The 21407-nt window shown below is 48.0% G+C and carries 19 protein-coding genes; 15 read left to right on the forward strand and 4 right to left on the reverse strand.

Going from position 1 to position 21407, the window contains the following annotated elements; all coding sequences use genetic code 11:
- Positions 1-19: 19 nt before the first annotated feature.
- Positions 20-2251, forward strand: coding sequence for a DNA internalization-related competence protein ComEC/Rec2 (locus tag EKM71_RS00685; protein ID WP_225417970.1), 2232 nt, complete (start codon positions 20-22; stop codon positions 2249-2251).
- Between the two features lie 4 nt (positions 2252-2255).
- Positions 2256-3287: a DNA polymerase III subunit delta gene (gene holA / locus EKM71_RS00690; protein ID WP_125572770.1), complete on the forward strand. Its 1032-nt coding sequence runs from the start codon at positions 2256-2258 to the stop codon at positions 3285-3287.
- Between the two features lie 72 nt (positions 3288-3359).
- Here the strand turns inward: holA and rpsT are convergent, their stop codons facing one another.
- Positions 3360-3614, reverse strand: a complete 255-nt coding sequence (rpsT, locus tag EKM71_RS00695) for a 30S ribosomal protein S20 (protein ID WP_057877533.1) — start codon at positions 3612-3614, stop codon at positions 3360-3362.
- Between the two features lie 276 nt (positions 3615-3890).
- Here rpsT and rpsO point away from each other — a divergent pair, with 276 nt between their 5' ends.
- From rpsO to EKM71_RS00735, 8 genes are all read left to right on the forward strand, one after another.
- Positions 3891-4160, forward strand: coding sequence for a 30S ribosomal protein S15 (gene rpsO, locus EKM71_RS00700; RefSeq protein WP_125547388.1), 270 nt, complete (start codon positions 3891-3893; stop codon positions 4158-4160).
- Between the two features lie 217 nt (positions 4161-4377).
- Complete coding sequence (locus EKM71_RS00705) at positions 4378-6228, forward strand: ribonuclease J (protein ID WP_125572771.1); 1851 nt, start codon at positions 4378-4380, stop codon at positions 6226-6228.
- Positions 6229-6301: 73 nt separating this feature from the next.
- The gene (locus tag EKM71_RS00710; RefSeq protein ID WP_125572772.1) at positions 6302-7258 is read left to right on the forward strand and encodes a hypothetical protein; all 957 of its coding nucleotides are present in this window, start codon (positions 6302-6304) and stop codon (positions 7256-7258) included.
- Positions 7259-7439: 181 nt separating this feature from the next.
- A complete protein-coding gene (gene tuf / locus EKM71_RS00715) occupies positions 7440-8630 on the forward strand; it encodes an elongation factor Tu (RefSeq protein WP_125572773.1) in 1191 nt (396 codons plus the stop codon).
- Positions 8631-8935: 305 nt separating this feature from the next.
- Positions 8936-10243 carry a trigger factor gene (gene tig / locus EKM71_RS00720; protein WP_125572774.1) on the forward strand — a complete coding sequence of 436 codons (1308 nt, stop codon included), beginning with the start codon at positions 8936-8938 and terminating at the stop codon, positions 10241-10243.
- A gap of 222 nt (positions 10244-10465) precedes the next feature.
- Positions 10466-11719, forward strand: a complete 1254-nt coding sequence (gene clpX, locus EKM71_RS00725; protein WP_125572775.1) for an ATP-dependent Clp protease ATP-binding subunit ClpX — start codon at positions 10466-10468, stop codon at positions 11717-11719.
- Between the two features lie 192 nt (positions 11720-11911).
- Entirely contained in the window at positions 11912-12508 is a 597-nt protein-coding gene (yihA, locus tag EKM71_RS00730) for a ribosome biogenesis GTP-binding protein YihA/YsxC (RefSeq protein WP_125572776.1), read from the forward strand.
- Between the two features lies 1 nt (position 12509).
- Complete coding sequence (locus tag EKM71_RS00735) at positions 12510-12809, forward strand: nucleoside triphosphate pyrophosphohydrolase family protein (protein ID WP_125547402.1); 300 nt, start codon at positions 12510-12512, stop codon at positions 12807-12809.
- Positions 12810-12855: 46 nt separating this feature from the next.
- Here the strand turns inward: EKM71_RS00735 and EKM71_RS00740 are convergent, their stop codons facing one another.
- Positions 12856-13044, reverse strand: coding sequence for an SPJ_0845 family protein (locus EKM71_RS00740; RefSeq protein ID WP_057877542.1), 189 nt, complete (start codon positions 13042-13044; stop codon positions 12856-12858).
- A gap of 154 nt (positions 13045-13198) precedes the next feature.
- Between EKM71_RS00740 and uvrC the strand changes: the two genes are divergently transcribed.
- Together uvrC and obgE are read left to right on the forward strand one after the other, a co-directional pair.
- Positions 13199-15016, forward strand: a complete 1818-nt coding sequence (gene uvrC / locus EKM71_RS00745) for an excinuclease ABC subunit UvrC (protein WP_125572777.1) — start codon at positions 13199-13201, stop codon at positions 15014-15016.
- Positions 15017-15100: 84 nt separating this feature from the next.
- Positions 15101-16396 carry a GTPase ObgE gene (obgE, locus tag EKM71_RS00750; protein ID WP_125572778.1) on the forward strand — a complete coding sequence of 432 codons (1296 nt, stop codon included), beginning with the start codon at positions 15101-15103 and terminating at the stop codon, positions 16394-16396.
- Between the two features lie 60 nt (positions 16397-16456).
- On the opposite strand, the gene EKM71_RS00755 is transcribed toward obgE, so the two are convergent.
- Both EKM71_RS00755 and EKM71_RS00760 read right to left on the reverse strand, forming a co-directional pair.
- Complete coding sequence (locus EKM71_RS00755) at positions 16457-17200, reverse strand: hypothetical protein (protein WP_125572779.1); 744 nt, start codon at positions 17198-17200, stop codon at positions 16457-16459.
- 15 nt (positions 17201-17215) lie between these two features.
- Entirely contained in the window at positions 17216-17491 is a 276-nt protein-coding gene (locus EKM71_RS00760; protein ID WP_125572780.1) for a hypothetical protein, read from the reverse strand.
- A gap of 170 nt (positions 17492-17661) precedes the next feature.
- On the opposite strand from EKM71_RS00760, the gene rnz reads away from it, so the two are divergent.
- The 3 genes from rnz (at position 17662) to recJ (ending at position 21388) form a co-directional block, all read left to right on the forward strand.
- Positions 17662-18615, forward strand: coding sequence for a ribonuclease Z (gene rnz, locus EKM71_RS00765; protein WP_125572781.1), 954 nt, complete (start codon positions 17662-17664; stop codon positions 18613-18615).
- A complete protein-coding gene (locus EKM71_RS00770; protein ID WP_125572782.1) occupies positions 18612-19001 on the forward strand; it encodes a lipopolysaccharide assembly protein LapA domain-containing protein in 390 nt (129 codons plus the stop codon). Before rnz ends, EKM71_RS00770 begins: the two co-directional genes overlap by 4 nt.
- 68 nt (positions 19002-19069) lie before the next feature.
- The gene (gene recJ, locus EKM71_RS00775; protein ID WP_125572783.1) at positions 19070-21388 is read left to right on the forward strand and encodes a single-stranded-DNA-specific exonuclease RecJ; all 2319 of its coding nucleotides are present in this window, start codon (positions 19070-19072) and stop codon (positions 21386-21388) included.
- Positions 21389-21407: the final 19 nt, after the last annotated feature.

Consider the following 21407-nt stretch of genomic DNA (forward strand, 5'->3'; position numbering starts at 1 on the left):
GGGTGGTCGTTGGTTGTTTGTGGCGTTACCGCTGGCTGCACTGAGTGTGGCGTGGGGTGGTCATCCGTGGGCCGGGGTGATATTGATCCTGTTGGCCTGGGGTCGGGTCTTAGCCCTACGCTCGGCCCAAACATTGGTAATAACGGGGATCGTCTTCGTCGTCATTGGTGGTGTGTGGTGGGGTCGTCAACGCCAGTTAGCCGGAAGACGGGTCTCACCTTTTACGGAGAGATCAGTGGGTCTTACTGTTCGCTTCCAACCAGATGCCCTAAGTATTCGCGGTGCCACCTATTCTTTTGTAGGGCAAGTCGTATCCACGGGTGAACGGTCAATTTTTCACGGTCGAATTGGCTCCGCCGCAGAACTTCACCGTCTTCAAACTGTCACTCAGGTTCAATCTTGGCGCGTTCAGGGAACGGAATCTGGAATTTTACCAGCAACCAACTTTAGTCAATTCGATGGGGCAGCCTATTGGTCGCGGCGAGGCATTATGAAGCAAGTGAGAATTTCCCAAGTGACGTCGTTAGTGGCCACAACGGGCCCGTTAACATGGTGGCCTGACTGGTGGCATGGTCTACGAGCTCACCTAATCCAGGCCTGTCAACGGCTTCCGGGGGCACTTAAGGTCTATGCTTTGGGCCTCTTTCCAGGTTATCGCGCGTTAGAAGCGACCCAGGAGCTTGAAGGGATGCAGCGATTGGGGTTACTGCATTTGTTCTCGATCTCTGGATTGCATGTTTCACTCGTTTTATTAGTGGTGGAATGGCTCTGCGTCCATTGTCGCCTGCCCAGAAATCTCTGGGAGCGAGGGATGATTGTCGGTCTCCCTGGTTACTTTATTTTGGCTGGCGGTGGTGGAAGTATTCTGCGGGCCAGCCTCATGCGTGGTTTGCAGTTGTCGGGCCGACAGTTGGGCTTACGGATTAGCGGACTGGATGCATGGTCTCTGGCCCTGATGGCGGCGTTAGTTGGTAATATGGGTCTGCTATTCGAGTTGGGAAGCCAATTGAGCTTTGGTCTGTCGTTGGTCTTGATTCTACTGGAACAAGAGTCGTTTGTTTGGCGGCAGGTCGGTCTGGCCCTGGTCAGTCTACCGAGTCTACTTAACGGTTTGTTTCAATGGCATCTCCTAACGCTACTGGCAAATTGGATCGTCGTTCCCTTATTTTCGATCCTATTACTGCCATTGACCGTTGTTGGCACAGTCATTTTTCCTTGGGTACCCGAGGTGAGCCTCGGGTGTGCGACCCTGTTAGGGTGGTTCGACCAGACGATGACTTGGCTGGGGACGTTACCTGGTAATCTTGTTTTTGGAAAACCTTGGTGGTGGGTGTGCTGGTTGTGGATTTGGTTAGCGGGTAGCGTGTTCAGTTGTGCCATGAGTCAGCGACGAAGGCTCTTGCGGTTGTTGATGATAAGTTATGTCTTGATGTACGGGGCGATTCATTTACCATGGCATGGCGAGGTTGCCTACTTTGACGTCGGTCAAGGAGATAGTATCTTAGTTCGTGAACGCTTTAATCGGCATGTTTCGATGATTGATACTGGTGGTCACCTGGGTTTTCAGCAACCGCGTTGGGTTCCCAAAGTTCCGGTAACCTACGCCGCCGATAGAACCAGTGTGACCTATCTTCGAAGTCGGGGAATTACGACTATTGATGACCTGTACCTGACACATCACGACGCCGACCATATTGGAGACTTACCAGCAGTGCTCAAGGCTTTTCGTGTTAAACGGTTATTGGTACCGGCGGGGATGGAACAGGAACCAGCCTGGCAACATTTGTTGGCCAATCGTCAGGGCACGACAGAGCTGATTCCAATCAAAACGACAAGTGAGCTGCCCTTAACTGTTCGGCATCCATTCGAGGCGGCACCGGCCGAAAATAGCAATTCTTTGGCCTTACAGGGGCAATATGGCGGTTTGAATTTTCTATTTATGGGGGACCTCGACCAGGCCGGTGAACAAAAAATGTTAGAAGTCGATCCGCAATTAAGAACGGACGTGTTAAAATTAGGACATCACGGGAGCAAAACGGCGAGCAGTGTTGCGTTCCTACATCAAGTCAGGCCACGCTGGGGGATTATCTCAGCAGGCCGTCATAATCGCTACGGACACCCTAATCAGGAGACCCTGGCGCGGCTGAGAGCCGACCAGATACCGACAGTGAGTACGCAGACGAGTGGGATGATTCGCTACGTCTTTGCGGGACAATATGGGGAATGGCAGACTAAATTAAAAGGGGACTAAGGTTTTGACGATTAACGAACTCTTAAATAAATTACATACGGGAAAAGATCTCGCACCGGTTTACTTGGTCCTGGGTCAGGGGGATTACTTGCAGCGGCGGCTGAAACGTGCTTTTCGCGCGGTTGTTCCAGCTGGGGAGCAAACCATGAACTTTGCCAGCTACGATATGGACACGGTACCACTGGCTGTTGCGTTGGACGATGCCATGGCGGCACCGTTTTTTGGCGAACGTCGAGTCGTGTGTATCGACAGTCCTGCCTTTTTAACGGGAGAGACAAAAAAACAGAAGGTGGAGCATGATTTGGATAGCTTGCAAACCTATCTCTCATCACCAATGGAGAGTACAGTGTTAGTTTTCTTCGCCCCTTATGACAAACTGGATGGTCGTAAGAAAGTTTCAAAACTCTTGAAAAAAGTGGCGGTGACCGCTGATATTGGTCATTTTACTGAACGGGATGTTCAGAAATTTGTGACGGATCAGGTGAAGCAAGATGGCTATACGATTGATCCCCAGGCGTTGCAAGAGTTGATTCAACGGACTGATGCTGATTTGACACTCATGATGAGTGAACTCCCTAAATTGGAGTTGTTCACTGTGCCGGCGAAGACAATTACCATTGATGCGGTGAATGGCTTGGTGACGCAGACGCTAACGCAAAATGTCTTTGACCTGGTCAATAAAGTTTTAGCAAGGGATACTGCAGGTGCCGTCACGTTATATCGGGAATTGATTCTAGCTAAAGAGGAACCTTTAAAAATCAATGCTATTCTACAAGGGCAATTTCGATTGTTGATTCAATCGAAGGTCTTGGCCAAGCAGGGATACAGTCAAGGCAAACTGGCGAGCCTGTTGAAGGTGCATCCATACCGAATAAAACTAGCTTTGCAAAGCCAGCGGCGTTTCCAGTTAACTGATCTCAATCAGGCCTATCTGGGGTTGTTTCGGGTCGAACAACAAATGAAATCGACTACAGAGGAACCAGAACTGTTATTTTCACTGTTCATGACGCAGTTCGCCAATCAACGTCCAGCCTAGAGGACACAAAAAAGGGGATCGACCAAAAGGTCGACCCCCTTATTGCATCATCTAATCAGGTTGATTAATTGATTACTTGGCAAGGCGTGCAGCCATCCGTGACTTGTCACGGGAAGCCTTGTTACGCTTGATCAAGCCCTTTGAAGCGGCATGGTCAACAGCAGCACTTGCTTGACGGTATAAGTCTTCAACGTTGTCGGCACCGGCCGTCTTGGCCTGTTCGAAACGCTTTACGGCAGTCCGCATTGCGCTCATTTGAGCGGCGTTACGTTCGTTGGCCTTGACGTTGGTCTTGGCACGTTCGATTGCTGATTTAATAATTGGCATGAAAATTTCACCTCCGAATGAGAAATCCTGTACCGGAAATCTTAATTTCAACGTATGTAATTATACAGAATCCACAGACTGATTGCAATAGGTTGTGTCGATAAATGTAAAGTAATTTTACTTGATAGGCATTGCACGGAAAAAACTTGCTATTTAACCGACAATTAAGTATGATAGGTAACTGTGCTAAGCACAAACCCTTAACTTAGTTGATTCGCCGGCCACCGACGGTTTACTCAGTTTTGGGCACTTATTTTGAAGGGTGGTACATTTACCATGGCTATTAGTCAAGCAAAGAAAAACGAAATTATCAAGCAATACGCACGTCACGAAGGCGACACTGGTTCTACTGAAGTTCAAGTTGCCGTTTTAACCGCTGATATCAACGAAATCAACGTGCACATGCAAAATCACCGTAAGGATTACCATTCCCAACGTGGTTTGATGAAGAAGATTGGTCACCGTCGTAACTTAATCAGTTACTTACGTAAGACTGATGTTCAACGTTACCGTGAATTAATCAAGAGCTTGGGCTTACGTCGTTAATTCGATGCGCCTTGGAGGTTCGTTTCCTAATTATTGGGAAACGAACCTTTTTTGATCGGGTTTGGCGACATAGTTCTGTAATCGCACAAAGTATGGTAAACTGAAAGAAGTTTAATCACGGACGAATCTGGGCTAAACGGCCCATATGAAAATAGTAATTACGAGTTAATCGTAAATAAATTAGATTATAGTAGAGAAACTTACTTGAGGTGAACTTATGAGTGCAAAGATCAAAATTATTCCGTTCGGCGGTGTCCGCGAGAACGGGAAGAACATGTATGCCGTCGACGTTAACGGTAGTATTTATATTTTAGATTGTGGGTTAAAGTACCCCGAAAATGAATTGTTAGGAATTGACGTGGTGATTCCCGATTGGAATTACCTACGGGAGAATAAGGATCGTATTGTGGCGGTCTTCTTAACTCACGGCCATGCCGATGCAATCGGGGCGTTACCGTACTTCCTGACGGAATTCAATGTGCCTGTCTTCGGTTCTGAAATGACCGTGGCTTTGGCCAAAATTGATGTCGCAACTGAACCCAAACTTAAGAATTACGATGATTTTCATGTGGTTGACGAAAAGACTGAGATTGACTTCGGTGACGTTGTCGTTTCCTTCTTCTCAACAACGCATTCAATTCCTGAATCCATGGGAATTGTCTTGAAGACTGATGAAGGTCAGATTGTCTATACGGGTGACTTTAAGTTTGACCAGACGGCCAAGCCAGGTTATCAAACGGACTACGCACGCTTAGGGGCTATCGGTCAGGCCGGTGTTTTAGCCTTGCTGAGTGACTCCGCTAATGCGGAAAATCCGGCTATGAACGCCTCTGAACAGACTATTGCGGAAGACATTGAAGAAACCTTTAACTACCGTGAGGGTCGGATTGTGGTGGCCTGTGTTGCCTCCAACATTCTCCGGATTCAACAAGTCTTCGATGCTGCGGCTAAAACCGGTCGTAAGGTTTGCCTGACGGGCCAAGATTTGGAAAAAATTGTCCACACGGCAATGAAGCTCGGCAAGTTGTCCTTTGATGACGACCTGCTGGTGACGCCAGAACAATTGGGTAGCTTGAAGCCTGATGAAACGGTTGTGCTCCAAACGGGTAAGATGGGTGAGCCTATCAAGGCCATTCAACGTATGGCAAACAAGCAAGAAAAGACGTTCAATATTCAAGAGGGTGATTTGGTCTACATCACCACGACGCCTTCTCACGCCATGGACACGACAGTTGCCCAGACCCGTGATATGATTTATCGTGCCGGGGGGGAAGTTAAGGCCATTTCTGATGACTTAAACTCCTCTGGACACGCTTATAAGCGCGACCTTCAACTGATGCTGAACTTGATGAAACCGAAGTATTTGGTTCCGATTCAAGGGGAGTACCGGTTACTGAACGCCCATGCTAACGCTGCCATGGAGCTGGGAATTCCAGCTGAACACATCTTTATCCTGGCCAAGGGGGATGTGCTGACTTATAGCAACGGCAAGATTGGTCTAGGCGAAGGTATCGACGTTAGCGATACCATGATTGATGGGATCGGAGTCGGTGATATTGGAAATATCGTCTTACGTGATCGAAAAGTTCTGGCCGATGATGGTATCTTCATCGCGGTTGTGACAATTGATCGTAAGAAGAAACAGATTGTGGCGGAACCTAAGATTACCTCGCGTGGATTTGTCTACGTTAAGGCCAACAAGGACTTAATGCAGGAGAGTGCCAACATCATTAGCAAGGCGGTTCAAAACAACTTGGATAACAAGGAGTTTGATTGGGGCCACTTAAAACAAGATGTTCGGGAACACTTGAGTCACTATCTCTTTGAACAAACGCATCGTCGTCCAGTAATCTTACCAGTTATTATGGAAGTGAACCAACACCATCGGCGGAGTGGAAACAAGGAGAAGACCGGCGCTAAGCCTAAGCAGCAGCCAAAGGCTAAGAAGGCTCCGGTCAGTGTGAAATCCGATTCAGCAACGAAGGCACAGAAGCCAAATCACAAGGCACATCGCAATCGTAAGCGTCGGCGGGCGGCTAAACCAGCTGAGACGACGGACAACAAGTAAATAAATGACGGACCGAGACCGCTAAGGCGTCGGTCCGTTTTGGATCACAAAAAATAATTGGGAGGAAACCGAGATGGGAGATTTTTCTAGTCCGGCGGCCAAAGAGCAGGCTCTAAAAGCGGCCAGGGCAGCTGCTAAGGCGGAACATTGGTCAATAGCAGCGAGTCAGTTTGAAGCCGTCTACGCCGAAGAACAGACACCAGAATTGAATCGTGAGCTGGTTGACAGCCTCTATCACAATGAGCAATATTTAAGGGCGGAACAGTATGCCGCGGAAATGGACGCCGCCTACCTGTCTTCACAAGCCGATTTTAATCTGCGACTGGTTGTGGCCTTGAAGAACCGGCAATTTATCTTCGCTCGTGAGTTCTGCGCGTTATCAGCTGCGGCGGATTGGCGAGACCAAGGATTGTCCCAGATCATTCAGGCAGAGGATGAGTCCCGAACGACATTGGCGACGACGCAACGGTTGCTAGCTAAGCAGTTTGCCCATTTAGGGGATGTTTCCTTTGGTGAACAGCGTCAACGACTAGAACAGGCACGTCAATTGCCACTCAAAGAATTTATGCAGAGTGTTCAATATTTGCTGGTTGATCCATTTCTTCATCCACTGATCCGTGCAACGTTGTTGGAAGAACTCTTACGCTTGCGGGTCAAGGCAACAGTTAAGCTCCAGTGGCTGGATGAGCAGATGTACACGATCGATACGGCAGACCTGCAACCGGTGAACGCTAGTCGGGCTGCTGCGGGAATTCGATCGTATTTTCAGGAAGATCTCGGCCAACGGGACCCTATGATGGCAGCCAACGCTCAACAGACAGTGACCTTGCAACTCATGATGCTGTATCCGTTTATTGATAAGGTTGTGACCCAGCCCACGAGTTGGGCTCGTCTGGTAGCGGGGGAGGATCTACCACCAGAGGTTACAGCGGACGAAAAAAACGACATGATCGCTTGGCAGCAGCGTCTTAACCGCTTTATGGCTGAACTGTTTGGGCCACTTAACGGTGAAAATGCTGAAAAACCGTAAATTCACGCAGATTTTAGTTTACAAATAATTCTGCAGCATATATACTAGTCAAGGATTCTTTTTTGGGAGGGTTCCAGCTTTCCCTTTCTGAAAAGAAGTAGTATAATTTTACGCAAAGGGTGATTGATTTTCGAGAGAGAGTCAAGCGTTCTTAGCGATAAAATACAGGAGGGTTTCATTAATGGCTGAAAAAGAACATTATGAAAGAACTAAACCCCATGTAAATATTGGTACTATTGGCCATATTGACCATGGGAAAACGACGTTAACTGCTGCAATCACTAAGGTACTTGCTAGCAAAGGTTTAGCAAAGGCCGAAGATTACGCTGATATCGATGCAGCTCCAGAAGAACGTGAACGTGGTATCACGATCAACACTGCTCACGTTGAATATGAAACTGAAAAGCGTCACTATGCGCATATCGATGCCCCAGGACACGCTGACTACATCAAGAACATGATTACTGGTGCTGCCCAAATGGACGGTGCTATCTTGGTTGTTGCCGCAACTGATGGTCCTATGCCACAAACGCGTGAACACATTTTGCTTGCCCGCCAAGTGGGTGTTGACTACATCGTTGTCTTCTTAAACAAGACTGACCTTGTTGACGATGACGAATTGGTTGACTTAGTTGAAATGGAAGTTCGTGAGTTACTTTCAGAATACGATTACCCTGGTGACGACATTCCAGTTGTCCGCGGTTCTGCTTTGAAGGCACTCGAAGGCGACGAAGAACAAGAAAAGGTTATCCTTCACTTGATGGACATTGTGGATGATTACATCCCAACTCCAGAACGTGAAAACGACAAGCCATTCTTGATGCCAGTTGAAGACGTCTTCACGATCACTGGTCGTGGGACTGTTGCTTCTGGTCGTATCGACCGTGGGATGGTCAAGGTCGGTGACGAAGTTGAAATCGTTGGTTTACATGACGACGTATTGAAGACGACTGTTACTGGTCTTGAAATGTTCCGTAAGACGTTGGACCTTGGTGAAGCCGGGGATAACGTTGGTGCCTTGCTTCGTGGTGTTAACCGCGACCAAGTTGTGCGTGGACAAGTTTTGGCAAAGCCAGGCTCGATCCAAACCCACAAGAAGTTCAAGGGTGAAGTCTACATCTTGAGCAAAGAAGAAGGTGGCCGTCATACGCCATTCTTCTCAAACTACCGTCCACAATTCTACTTCCACACCACTGATATCACTGGTGTTATTGAATTGCCTGATGGCGTTGAAATGGTTATGCCTGGTGATAACGTGACGTTCACTGTTGAACTGATCCAACCAGCTGCCATTGAAAAGGGTACTAAGTTCACTGTCCGTGAAGGTGGCCACACTGTTGGTGCCGGTACTGTTACGGAAATTGACGACTAATTTTAATTAGTTCTATCCTGAAAAAGGTTGAAAAGTCTGACTTTTCAACCTTTTTTGTTGTCCTGAGAAATTCTAAAAAGATTTGATAGTAATCGGTTTCACCATAAATTGTGGCATCTGTGACGGCCTAAACCGGTTTTCACGAGACGCCAGCTACAATTTGCGGTAAAATGTTTAAGGAACGCCCGTCATTTGCGGGCTTTCGACAAAAACCATTTTACAATTTGGGTAGCATAAGGTACACTTATACAGTATGCAATTGATAGAATTGTAAATAGTAATATCTTCATTTCGGAGGGAAAATAATGGCTGCAAAGTTTGAAAAAAAGGGCACTAATCAAGGCGAACTAACCTTTGAAATTGCTCCTGATAAGATTAACGAAGGCTTGGACAAAGCTTTCCAACGGACTAAGAAGAACTTATCCATTCCTGGTTTCCGTAAGGGCCGGGTTCCACGTCAGGTCTTCAACCAAATGTATGGTGAAGAAGCCCTCTACCAAGACGCTTTAAACATCGTCTTGCCAGAAGCTTATGACGAAGCTATCAAAGAAGTTAACATCGAACCAGTGGACCAACCACAAATCGATGTACAATCGATGCAAAAGGGTCAAACTTGGGTTCTGAAGGCCGTTGTTACGGTTAAGCCAGATGTTAAGTTGGGCGAATACAAGGGCTTGAGCGTAACTAAGCAAAACACCCGTGTTTACCAAAAAGACATCGATGCTGAAATCGAAAAGCAACGTCAACAACAAGCTGAATTAGTACTTAAGGAAGATGAAGCCGCTGCTAAGGGCGACACTGTTGTAATTGACTTCGACGGTTACGTTGATGGCAAACAATTCGATGGTGGTAAGGCTGACAACTACTCCCTGGAATTAGGTTCTAACTCCTTCATCCCTGGCTTCGAAGACCAATTAGTTGGTCACAAGGCTGGCGAAGATGTTGATGTTAAGGTAACCTTCCCTAAGGATTACCAAGCCGAAGACTTACGTGACAAGGAAGCCACTTTCAAGGTTACTATCCACGAAGTTAAGGAAAAGCAATTACCAGAATTAGATGATGAATTCGCTAAGGATGTTGACGAAGATGTTGACAGCCTTGAAGAACTTCAAGCTAAGACTAAGGACCAACTGAAGGAACAAAAGACTTCAGCTGCTCACAATGCAATTGAAGACGAAGCCATCAGCGAAGCTGTTGACAACGCTGAAATTGCTGACGTCCCAGAGGCTATGCTGAAGGATGACGTTAACCGTCAAATGGACCAATACCTTGCCAACATGCAACAACAAGGTATTGAACCTAAGATGTACTTCCAGTTAACTGGAACGACTGAAGATGACTTGCGTAAGCAATTCACTGACGGTGCTGAAAAGCGGGTTAAGACTAACTTGGTTCTTGAAGCCGTCGTTGAAGCTGAAAAGATCGAACCTTCAGAAGACGAAGTTGCTGCTGAAGTTAAGGACTTGGCTAGCCAATACGGTATGGAAGAAAGCGCCGTTCGTAACGCTCTGTCTGACGACATGTTAAAGCATGATATCGCCATCAAGAGCGCCGTTGACTTGATTGCCGACTCTGCTAAGCAAGACAAGAAGAAAGACGACGACAAGGACTAATTAGTCTGTAAGTATATGTCTTGACCGGGATGACAGTCATTGTTGTCCCGGTTTTTGTCTCTAGAGACCGAAGGCAGGGTCACCTGAGGCGAATTGATTTTCTATCATCGTAAACTGTGGTATAGTACCCAAATGATAGGAATTCTGGTTAGTTCATCAGGTTTACTGACCAAGGTAGGCAAACTGATTTAGGCTTAAGCCTGGAGAGAAAGGGTGAGTTGATTGTTTGAAAACACCGAAACAGAAGGCCCAGTGACCTGCTCGTTTTGTGGTAAGTCACAGGATCAAGTCAAGAAGATCGTTGCGGGCCCAGGTGTTTACATCTGTAACGAATGTATTGACCTTTGTAAGGAAATCATTGACGAAGAATTTAGCCAAGATACAGCGGCAACGACTCTCGAAGTTCCAACGCCAGCTGATATTGTAAACACACTCGACCAGTATGTCATCGGTCAGAATGAAGCCAAGCGGACTCTCTCCGTAGCGGTTTACAACCACTACAAGCGGGTTAACGAAATGGCTCAGGCTGAAGATGATGGTCCCGAACTGCAGAAGAGTAATATCGCGGTTATCGGACCTACTGGATCTGGGAAGACTTATCTGGCTCAGAGCCTGGCAAAGATCTTAAATGTGCCATTCGCCATTGCCGACGCCACGACATTAACCGAAGCTGGTTACGTGGGTGAAGACGTCGAAAACATCCTATTGAAGCTTCTCCAAAGCGCCGACTATGACGTGGAACGGGCCGAAAAGGGAATTATTTACATTGATGAAATTGATAAGATTGCCAAGAAGTCGGAAAATGTTTCCATCACGCGCGATGTTTCCGGTGAAGGGGTCCAACAGGCTCTTTTGAAGATCTTGGAAGGGACCATTGCGAATGTGCCACCTCAGGGTGGACGTAAGCATCCTCAACAGGAATTCATTCAAATCGATACAACGAACATTTTGTTCATCGTTGGTGGGGCATTTGATGGCATTGATGGTATTGTTAAGCGTCGTTTGGGTGATCAGACGATTGGCTTCGGTGCTGACAGTAAGGAACAGACGGTCTTGGCTTCGGGCGACAGCTTGATGCAACACGTTATTCCTGAAGACCTTTTGCAATTCGGATTGATTCCTGAATTTATTGGTCGTCTGCCAATCCTGACAGCGCTCGAAAAGCTTGATGAAAGTGACTTGGTTCGTATCTTAACGGAACCTAAGAACGCCCTGGTTAAACAGTACGAAAAGTTACTGTCACTCGATGGTGTTCAACTGGAATTCCAACCAGCAGCCTTGCGTGAAATGGCGAAGTTAGCCATTGCTCGTAATACTGGGGCTCGTGGATTGCGGTCAATCATCGAAGATGTCATGCGTGACATCATGTTTGATTTGCCAAGTCGTGATGACGTTGCCAAAGTGATTATTACTGCCAAGACGGTGACGGACCATGCCGAACCAGAGATTGAATTAAAGGATCAAAAGGCGTCATAAGGTTAGAAGCCACGTCATGTGGTGTGAGCGATCAGTCCCCGCGGGCTGACCGCTTTTTTATGGTGTCATGGAAGCCGCGTCAGGGACGGGTTTAACCCGTCTGAGGGCATCGTCGTTGCCAGAAACTTTCCCAGTCGGACGACGTTCTGTGTTAGAATGATGAGAGATATTTGGAGAGGATGACAGTAACCAATGGAAGTCAATCACGTAGAATTAGTCATGAGTGCGGTTGATCCCGCCCAGTATCCCACGACAGGATACCCTGAGATTGCGTTTGTCGGTCGATCAAACGTAGGGAAATCGTCATTGACCAATGTGTTGATCAATCGACGCTCGTACGCTCGGACGTCGAGCCAACCCGGGAAGACCCAGACCCTGAATTTTTATAATGTCGAGGATCAGTTATATTTCGTCGACGTTCCCGGGTATGGTTACGCGAAAGTTTCAAAGGCTGCGCGTGAAAAGTGGGGACACATGATCGAGACTTACTTGACGCAACGCGATCAATTACGTGGTGTCGTCTCTCTTGTTGACGCACGTCACGAGCCAACTGAAGCCGATGTTCAGATGTATCAGTGGTTAGCCTACTATGGTCTGCCGACGCTGATTGTTGCCACGAAGAGTGATAAGATCGCTCGAGGAAAGTGGAATCAGACAGTAAGCCAGATTAAGAAAGCCTTGAATTTACCTAGTACTGATAATATTGTGATGTTCTCCGCACCAAAGAAGATTGGCCAAGACACAATTTGGCAATGGATCGAAGAACAAGCCTTTGGGGAGGACGAATAGTATGGAATTTAATGACTATCAAAAAGCAGCTAATCGAACGTTGTATGGTAACGAACAGGTTCTAACAAACTGTGCCTTAGGTCTCGCCGGTGAGACTGGACAAGTCGTCGACCTCGTGAAAAACTATACCTTCCATGGCCAAGACTTGGACCACGATGCCATCGTTAAGGAAATGGGCGACGTCCTCTGGTATCTGAGTCAGATTGCACAATGGTCTGACATTGATTTCGATGAAGTAGCCCAAGATAATATCAAACGGCTGAATGCCCGTTATCCACACGGCTATCAACCTAATCGGTAAATAAAAAGGACCCACGGGGTAAACTCCCGTGAGTCCTTTAACTTACCTAGTCCTGGTGATGTTCCCGTTCGTACTTGGATTTATCGTTCTTGATTAAACCCTTAGCCCGCTTGTTATCCTTGTGGGCGTCCTGGCGTTTCAGAAACTTATCCCGCTTAACATCAGTGGGATCCATTTGTGCAAACTTACCGAACATGGAGTCCAGGTCATCTTGGCGCTTGACTTTCAGAGCCAATCCAGCCACCTCCTTGTCTTTAGCAGTATCATAGCAGAAACCAGGCAGCTTGTCATTTATTGTGCGGAGATGGTGAGGGTGGATTACTTGCACCAAACACGTATTCGGCTTATACTTTATAAGCTAAATTCTAGAAAGTAGGGAGGTTAGGCCGTTGGCGTCGGAATATTTGGAACATAAATTAGCATTATTACCAGGACTACCTGGCTGTTATTTAATGAAGAATATCAATAGCCAGATCATCTATGTGGGGAAGGCGAAGAACCTGAAGAACCGGGTCCGCTCGTACTTTAAGAGTAGCCATACCGGGAAAACAGCACAGTTGGTCAGTGAGATCGTGGATTTTGAAACGATTATCACGTCGACCGATAAGGAAGCCTTCCTGCTAGAAATTACGCTGATTCAGAAGCATCAACCTTACTTCAACATTAAGCTGAAGCGAGGGACGGGGTATCCCTACATCAAGATTACCAATGAACGTGATCCCCAATTGTTGTTAGTGAATGATATTAAAAAGGACGGGGCCTATTATTTTGGACCGTACCCCAACGTTTATGCGGCCGAGGAAACAATTCACTTTTTACAGAAAGTTTACCCGCTCCGTCGGTGTACTGGTTACCAGGGACGCCCGTGTCTGTATTATCATATGGGCCAGTGTCTGGGGGCGTGCTTCAAGGAAGTGCCTGAGGAAAAATACGAGACCCAGGTCAAGAAGATTAAGTCCTTCTTGAATGGCAATGTGGGGCACGCTGAGAAGGAATTGAATGACCGGATGACGGCTGCCGCTGCCGATATGGAATACGAACGGGCCGCAGATTTGCGGGACCAGATTCGGTACATTGAAGCTACGGTTGAAAAGCAGAAGATTATTTCTAATGACAGCACGCCACGAGATATCTTTAATTTTTATCTCGATAAGGGGTGGCTGTCGATTCAGGTCTTCTTCATTCGGCAAGCACGCTTGATGAAACGTGAGAAGCGTCTTTTTCCCGTGGTTAGCACGGCGGAGGAAGAAATTGCGAGCTTCATTGTCCAGTTCTATCAACGAAAGAATACGGTCCTGCCACGTGAAATTTTGGTGCCTGCCTCGATTGACAAGGAGGTCATCGAATCGATGCTCCAGGTTCCCGTTAGAACGCCGCAACGCGGCACCAAACGGGATTTGTTGGAGATGGCCGGGAAAAATGCCAAACTGGTCTTAGAAGAGAAATTTCGGCTGTTAGAGCTTGACGAGGGTAAGACGACCGGTGCCATGAAGGAGATCACGGATGCTTTAGGCATTGCTCCAGGACATCGGATCGAAGCATTTGACCATTCTCATATTCAGGGGGCTGATTTGGTCTCTGCCATGGTTGTGTTCGTCGATGGTCAACCGAACAAGAAGCTTTACCGAAAGTATAAACTTCGTACCGTGGACCATGCGGATGAAACGGCTAGCACCCTCGAGGTTGTTCGCCGGCGTTATGGTCGGCTTCTCAAGGAACACGGGACGATGCCGGATCTCATCTTAATGGATGGGGGCGACATTCAAATGAATGCCGTTAAAGAAGTGTTGGAGGACGAATTTGACCTGCACATTCCGGTTGCTGGGATGGTTAAGAATGACCATCATAAGACGGCGGACTTGCTGTTTGGACCGGATGACCATCACGTGCATTTGGATCCTAAGAGTCAAGGCTTCTATCTGGTGCAACGAATTCAAGATGAGGTTCACCGGTTTGCTATTACGTTCCACCGACAGGTTCACAGCAAACATTCGCTGAGCTCACGGTTAGATCGCATCCCAGGTGTTGGTCCTAAGACGCGAAACAAATTACTGCGAAAGTTCGGTTCTATGAAGAAGATTGGCACCGCAAGTGTTGATGATTTACGGGCCCTGGGCATCAGTGAAACGGTTGCCCAGACCATCCGGCTGACGCTTCAGGCGGATACGGCCGAAATTAAAAGTCCCCGCACACCAACTCAGCTTTGACGGAATGGTGGTTTGCCGGTATACTGGCTAGCAGGAGACGACGAAAAGCAGCGTTGGCTGGTTTAGAAAACGAGGAAAACAATTATGTTTGTAGATCAAGTAAAAATTAGCGTAAAAGCCGGTAAGGGTGGCGACGGGATGGTCGCTTTCCGCCGGGAAAAATTTGTGCCGAACGGGGGACCAGCCGGCGGTGATGGCGGACGCGGTGGCGACATCGTGTTTAAAGTCGACGAAGGTTTGCGGACCCTGATGGATTTCCGTTACCAACGGAAGTTCAAGGCAAAGAACGGTGGCAACGGGGCGATCAAGTCCATGACTGGCCGTGGCGCCGAGGATACCATTATTAGTGTGCCCCAAGGAACCACGATCATGAATGATGAGACTGGTGCCGTGATGGGTGACCTGGTTGCCAGTGATGATTCTATAATCATTGCGCATGGTGGTCGTGGTGGCCGTGGGAATATCCACTTTGCTTCGCCTAAGAATCCGGCCCCAGAAATTGCCGAAAATGGTGAACCAGGACAAGAGTTCGACATCCGACTGGAGTTAAAAGTCCTGGCCGATGTTGGACTAGTTGGCTTCCCATCTGTTGGGAAGTCGACCCTATTGTCGACGGTTACCAGTGCCAAACCCAAAATTGCTGAATATCACTTTACCACGTTGGTCCCTAACCTGGGAATGGTTCGGTTACCCGATGGTCGTGACTTTGTGATGGCCGATTTACCTGGTCTGATCGAAGGCGCTGCTAAGGGTGTCGGTTTGGGCTTCCAGTTTCTTCGCCACGTTGAACGGACGCGGGTTATCCTGCATCTGATCGACATGAGTGGTTTGGAAGGGCGTAACCCTTACGACGATTTTGAGAAGATTAACGAAGAATTGAAGGCATACGATCCAGATATCTTGAAACGTCCACAAATTGTCGTGGCTAACAAGATGGATATGCCTGATTCTGAAGATAACTTGGCTCAGTTCAAAGAAGATTTGGCCCAAGATAAGTTGTTGGCGAACAAGCCTGAAATCTACGCGGTTTCGGCTCTGACGCATAAGGGCTTAACGCCACTTCTTCAACGGACGGCGGATATTTTGGCGGAAACACCGAAGTTCCCAGTTAAGCAGGAAGAAACGGTCAAGACGGTCGAATACGACTTCCAACCGGAACCAGAATTCAAGATTACCCAAGATGCCGATGGAACTTGGATCTTGAGTGGGGCCAAGTTGGAGAAGCTCTTCCAGATGACCGATATCAATCACGACGAAAGTCTCTTACGCTTTGCACGGCAAATGCGGGGGATGGGTGTCGATGACAGTCTCCGTGAACACGGTGCCAAGAATGGTGATAGTGTTCAAATCGATGATTTTGTCTTTGAATACATGGCTTAATTTAGTCGATAAAAAAGGCCTCAGGAATTTTGATCCTGGGGTCTTTCTTTGTGGGTAATTTTAAAGTGCAACCTTGAGCCAGTTTGTTGGGGCCACGACTTGCTTTTGATCAATATAAGCCCCGTTAAAAGCGATCTTTACGGACTTAAAAGTTGGTTTTTGTTTTTCACTAGCTAAGCCTGTGGCGAAGGTATCGAGCTTGCCGCCAGCTGGAATTGTTTTGCCAGCACTAGCATCGCTGAGCTGAGCCATTGCAGTCAACTGTTGGGTCTTGGTCAGCCGAATGGCTTTGATGCCATCAGTGGTCACGGCCTGTTTTCCTCGGTTAGAAATGGTAAACTTAACCTGAAGTGTGTAATAGGGACTCTTAAGATTGGGAACATCGAGTGCGTCGGCCGCCATTTGTTTCGCAGCGGCGGTCTTAGCGGTATTCTTGATGATTCGAATTGTGGTGATACGGTAGGTCAGCTTGCCTGACTTAATTGTCGTCTGGGGATGTTTTACCTGACGAAGGTTGAGTTCCGTGCCGACCTTGTCAAAGGTGTACTGCCCGGTTGCCTTGAGATTGCCAGACTTGACGTAGTTCGGACTCTTGGTCTGACTAGCTGAGGGATGGTAAGTGGCGACTTTCTTGGACTTGGAAGAGGACACAGCCGCATCCGGTTCAGGGGCACTGTATTTTTTACTAGAGGCACTGGAATTCTTGAAACTCGCGGTGCTTTTCTGATCTGTCGAGTGACACGCGGTTAGCCCTAAGGTAATGATGGCCAAACCAATGATCAGTGGTAATTTGACGTGACGCATAGGTGAAAACTCCTTTCAACCGAATAAGATTTGATGGGGGACTAGTCGATACCCATAGAGGCGCGTGGGTGGGGTTGCCTGCACGAAAAGACCAACGTTTGGGGCGACCTGCTGGGTTCGAGTACGAAATTGGTCCAGGGTCAGCGGCCGACCTTTTCCTGTGATCAGGAAAAGGTTGTGGTCACGCGTTTGCAGATCGCAGACGGGGAGGTTCCGATCGGCTTGTTCCCAGTAAAGCGTTAGTGCTGGATGCAAATCGATGGTGGAAAGATTAAAATCGTTGAGTCGCATCGAGAGAGCCCCCTTGTCCAAAACTTACCTTGATTATACCGAATTTAAGCACAGAACCCTAGCAAAAATAGTCGTTAGTCACCGTGACGAGGTATTGAGAGTTGCGGTTTGGGTGAAAATCCCCTAAAATAGTGGACGGACTTTAATTATAGAATAGGAACGAAAAAAATATGGAAATTCAATTTTTAGGAACGGGTGCTGGGTCGCCAGGTAAGTTCCGCAATGTCACGAGTACGGCATTGCGTTTACTCGATGAGCGTAATTCAGTATGGCTGTTCGACGTGGGAGAAGCCACGCAGCATCAGATCTTACGGACGACACTGAAACCGCGCAAGATCGATAAGATTTTTATCACGCATTTGCATGGCGACCATATCTTTGGATTACCAGGACTCCTGAGCAGTCGGTCGTTTCAAGGTGGCGATGGCCCATTAACCATCTACGGCCCAAATGGAATTCGGCAATACGTCGAGACTAGCCTGCGGGTTTCTGAGACCAAGCTGTCGTACAAAATTCATTATCAAGAGCTCACAACGGATGGGTTAGTTTTTGAAGACTCTAAGTTCCGGGTATCCGCGCAACGGTTGGACCACAAGATTCTTTGTTTCGGCTATCGTGTCGAAGAAAAGGATCATGCGGGGGAACTTAACGTGGAGAAGTTACGTGCCGACCAAATTCCGGCAGGCCCGGTCTATGGTCAGCTGAAGTCTGGTGAGACGGTGACATTACCAGATGGTCGGACCATCAATGGGCAGGACTATCTGGGACCAAGCCAACCAGGACGGATCGTGGCACTACTAGGCGATACACGCCAGACACCGAACGCCGCCAAATTGGCTGAAAACGCCGATGTTTTGGTTCATGAGAGCACATTTGCCAAGGGTGAGAGTAAGCTCGCTCGGGCCTACTACCACTCGACGAATATCCAAGCGGCCGAGCTGGCTAAACGAATGCACGTCAAGATGCTCCTGTTGAACCATATCTCCGCCCGTTATACCGGAAAAATGGCGTTGGAACTTCAGAATCAGGCACGTGACGTGTTCCATAACACGCGGGTTGTTAAGGACTTTGACGAAATCAATGTGCCATTCCAGAAGGTCGCACCAGAAGGGACGCACTCATGAAAAATCAATGGCGAATTGTTGTTAGTCTCTTATTAGTGATTATTGTGGCGGTTTTTGCCCTCCTCAATCGGGGCAGTGTGCCCGTTTCCTTCGGGTTTGCTACGGTGCGTTGGCCGCTTATTTTACTCTTGTTGGTTTCCATCCTAATTGGTGCCGTCTTGATGATCTTATTTTCAACTATCTCATCGGTCCAACGGAAGCGGGCTTACAAGGACCTCGAACAGCGCACGACCGAACAGATTACCAAGTTGCAGGCTGAAAATGCTCAACTTAACAAACGAATTCAAAACTCACAGAGTAAACAAGCTTCTGGCCAACAGGCTAAAGAAATTGAGGCCCTTCAGACTGAAATTACTGATTTGAAGGCCCAGTTAGCAGTTAAATAAGAGCAGATAGGGAGAAGAGTGGTGCTAGTGACACCGCTCTTTAACCATTTAGAAAGGATGATTTGCTGGTGATTCCTGCACAATACCAATGGCAGATTAAGAACGTGGATCAACCGTCGGCCGAAGCTTTAGAGCTGGCCGCGACTGAGAAGATCTCACCGATTGTGGCACAGATTCTTTGGAATCGAGGGTATCAGACCACGGAAACCGCGCACGCCTTCCTGAACCCTGGTCCGGAACAACTGCATGATCCCTTTGCATTGCATGACATGCAGCGGGGGATCGATCGGATTGAAGATGCAATTGGGGCTGATCAGCAAATTACCATATATGGTGATTATGATGCTGATGGGGTCACCAGTACCTCGATTCTATACGAAACCTTGAATGAAATGGGCGCAAAGGTTAATTACTATATTCCGAATCGGTTTAAGGATGGTTACGGTCCTAATGTTGACGCCTTCAAGCGTCTGATTGCAGCCGGGACGGAATTAGTCGTCACCGTTGATAATGGGGTAGCGGGTAACGACGCTATCGCGGCGGCTAAGGCGGCTGGGGTGGATGTCGTGGTTACCGATCACCACGAGTTGCCGGAGACATTACCGGAAGCCTATGCTATCATTCATCCTCGGTACCCGGGAGCTGAATACCCCTTTGGCGGACTGTCCGGTGCCGGCGTAGCTTTTAAAGTTGCTCAGGCCTTGCGCGAAGAAATTCCACAAGATCTCTTGGACTTGGCGGCCATTGGAACCGTTGCTGACTTGGTTCCATTGGTAGATGAGAACCGAGTACTGGTACATTTTGGGTTGCAACTCTTGAAACAAGACGAGCGACCGGGATTACAGGCTCTGATGAAGACGGCAGGCTTGAAGCCGGACGATCTAACTGAGCAATCGATTGGCTTTGGTATTGCCCCACGGCTCAATGCTTTAGGTCGTTTAGAAGATGCGGCACCAGCCGTTGAACTCCTGACGACACTAGATGAGTCGCAGGCCAGTCAATTGGCGCAACAGACCGAGTCACAAAATCAGAAGCGGCAAGGATTGGTTCGTCAGATCAGTTCAGAAGCCTTAGCACAGGCGACCGATGAAGCCCATCAGAATCGACCAACGCTGATTATTAGTGGTCATGGTTGGCATGAAGGGGTTCTTGGTATCGTGGCTAGCAAGGTGGTTGAAACGACAGGAAAGCCAACCTTGGTTCTAAACGTGGCCGATGATGGTCATGCTAAGGGTTCGGGTCGAAGCGTTGCGGCATTCAACTTATTTGCTGCCTTAGATGGCCATAGAGACCTGATGACAGCTTTTGGTGGTCATCACATGGCTGTTGGGCTAACGGTCCCAGCGGATAAGCTAGACGCCTTAGCCGACGCGCTAGATGTCGAAGCCCAGAATCAGAAGTTGGCCGAGAGTGGTCCTAGTGAGGTGGCTGTTGCTGCTAGTCTTGATGTGGCCACAGTGACACCGGATTTGTATCATGAATTGGCACAATTGGCCCCGTTTGGTACGGATAACCAGCAACCGCTTTTTGCCTTTGAATCTGCAACATTGACGCAAATTAAGGCAATTGGTAAGGACCATAGTCACTTGAAGTTCCAGCTACAGGAAGGCCAACATCAGTTGAATGCCATTCAGTTTGGGGCAGGAAATGAGGTTGCGGCATTGACTGCGGCTCCGGACCAGGCTGACGTGCTGGGAGCTATTGAAGATAATGTTTGGCAAGGGCGCCATTCACTTCAGTTGATGGTGAAAGATCTCCGGCTGGCCGCACAACCCGTCGTCGATGAGCGGACGACGCGACTGCATCAAGCCATGTTTAAGGAGGCAGGCGTCTACCTATTCTTCCATCGGGGGATTTATGACCAATTGTTAAGCCAACTCCCAAAGGACTCGACAGCGGTGCTGTATGACGGGTCCGTTCAGTCAACCTTACCCCCGGATTCCCGGGTATTTGTGGTGGATTGTCCGGACGCAACGGCCGATTTAGAGACAGTTCTGGGGCAACTTAAACCAGCGACAGTGACGGCTTATCTCTATAAGAAAGAAAGTCTTTCACAATTAGGGATGCCAACTCGCCCGCAATATGCTAAACTATTTAAGTTCATTGCGATGCACCAGCAAGTCGATGTGGGGCACCAGCTGGCTCAGCTCGTCACGTTTTTGGAGATTCCACGGACCCAATTGATCTTTATGATTCAGGTCTTCTTTGAATGTGGGTTCATCACGATTGACCATGGGATCATGAATGGCGTTCCTCATCCGGAGGCCAAGGATCTCTCAACCGCACCGAGTTATCAGCTACGCCTGCAGCAGATTCAGACGGAGGAAGATCTCCTTAGCTGCTCGACTGCAGCACTGACGACGCGTCTTCACGCCCCATTGATATAAAATAAAGGAGCTACTTACA

The organism is Levilactobacillus huananensis (assembly GCF_003946145.1).
Classification (GTDB): domain Bacteria; phylum Bacillota; class Bacilli; order Lactobacillales; family Lactobacillaceae; genus Levilactobacillus; species Levilactobacillus huananensis.

What these genes read in the sequence shown, in the direction of transcription:
- tuf (WP_125572773.1), top strand. Translation starts at nt 7,440, where the DNA reads ATGGCTGAAAAAGAACATTATGAAAGAACTAAACCCCATGTAAATATT.
- rpsO (WP_125547388.1), top strand. Translation starts at nt 3,891, where the DNA reads ATGGCTATTAGTCAAGCAAAGAAAAACGAAATTATCAAGCAATACGCA.
- EKM71_RS00770 (WP_125572782.1), top strand. Translation starts at nt 18,612, where the DNA reads ATGAAAAATCAATGGCGAATTGTTGTTAGTCTCTTATTAGTGATTATT.
- yihA (WP_125572776.1), top strand. Translation starts at nt 11,912, where the DNA reads ATGGAAGTCAATCACGTAGAATTAGTCATGAGTGCGGTTGATCCCGCC.
- EKM71_RS00705 (WP_125572771.1), top strand. Translation starts at nt 4,378, where the DNA reads ATGAGTGCAAAGATCAAAATTATTCCGTTCGGCGGTGTCCGCGAGAAC.
- obgE (WP_125572778.1), top strand. Translation starts at nt 15,101, where the DNA reads ATGTTTGTAGATCAAGTAAAAATTAGCGTAAAAGCCGGTAAGGGTGGC.
- rpsT (WP_057877533.1), bottom strand. Translation starts at nt 3,614, where the DNA reads ATGCCAATTATTAAATCAGCAATCGAACGTGCCAAGACCAACGTCAAG.
- tig (WP_125572774.1), top strand. Translation starts at nt 8,936, where the DNA reads ATGGCTGCAAAGTTTGAAAAAAAGGGCACTAATCAAGGCGAACTAACC.
- EKM71_RS00755 (WP_125572779.1), bottom strand. Translation starts at nt 17,200, where the DNA reads ATGCGTCACGTCAAATTACCACTGATCATTGGTTTGGCCATCATTACC.
- EKM71_RS00735 (WP_125547402.1), top strand. Translation starts at nt 12,510, where the DNA reads ATGGAATTTAATGACTATCAAAAAGCAGCTAATCGAACGTTGTATGGT.
- rnz (WP_125572781.1), top strand. Translation starts at nt 17,662, where the DNA reads ATGGAAATTCAATTTTTAGGAACGGGTGCTGGGTCGCCAGGTAAGTTC.
- EKM71_RS00710 (WP_125572772.1), top strand. Translation starts at nt 6,302, where the DNA reads ATGGGAGATTTTTCTAGTCCGGCGGCCAAAGAGCAGGCTCTAAAAGCG.
- EKM71_RS00760 (WP_125572780.1), bottom strand. Translation starts at nt 17,491, where the DNA reads ATGCGACTCAACGATTTTAATCTTTCCACCATCGATTTGCATCCAGCA.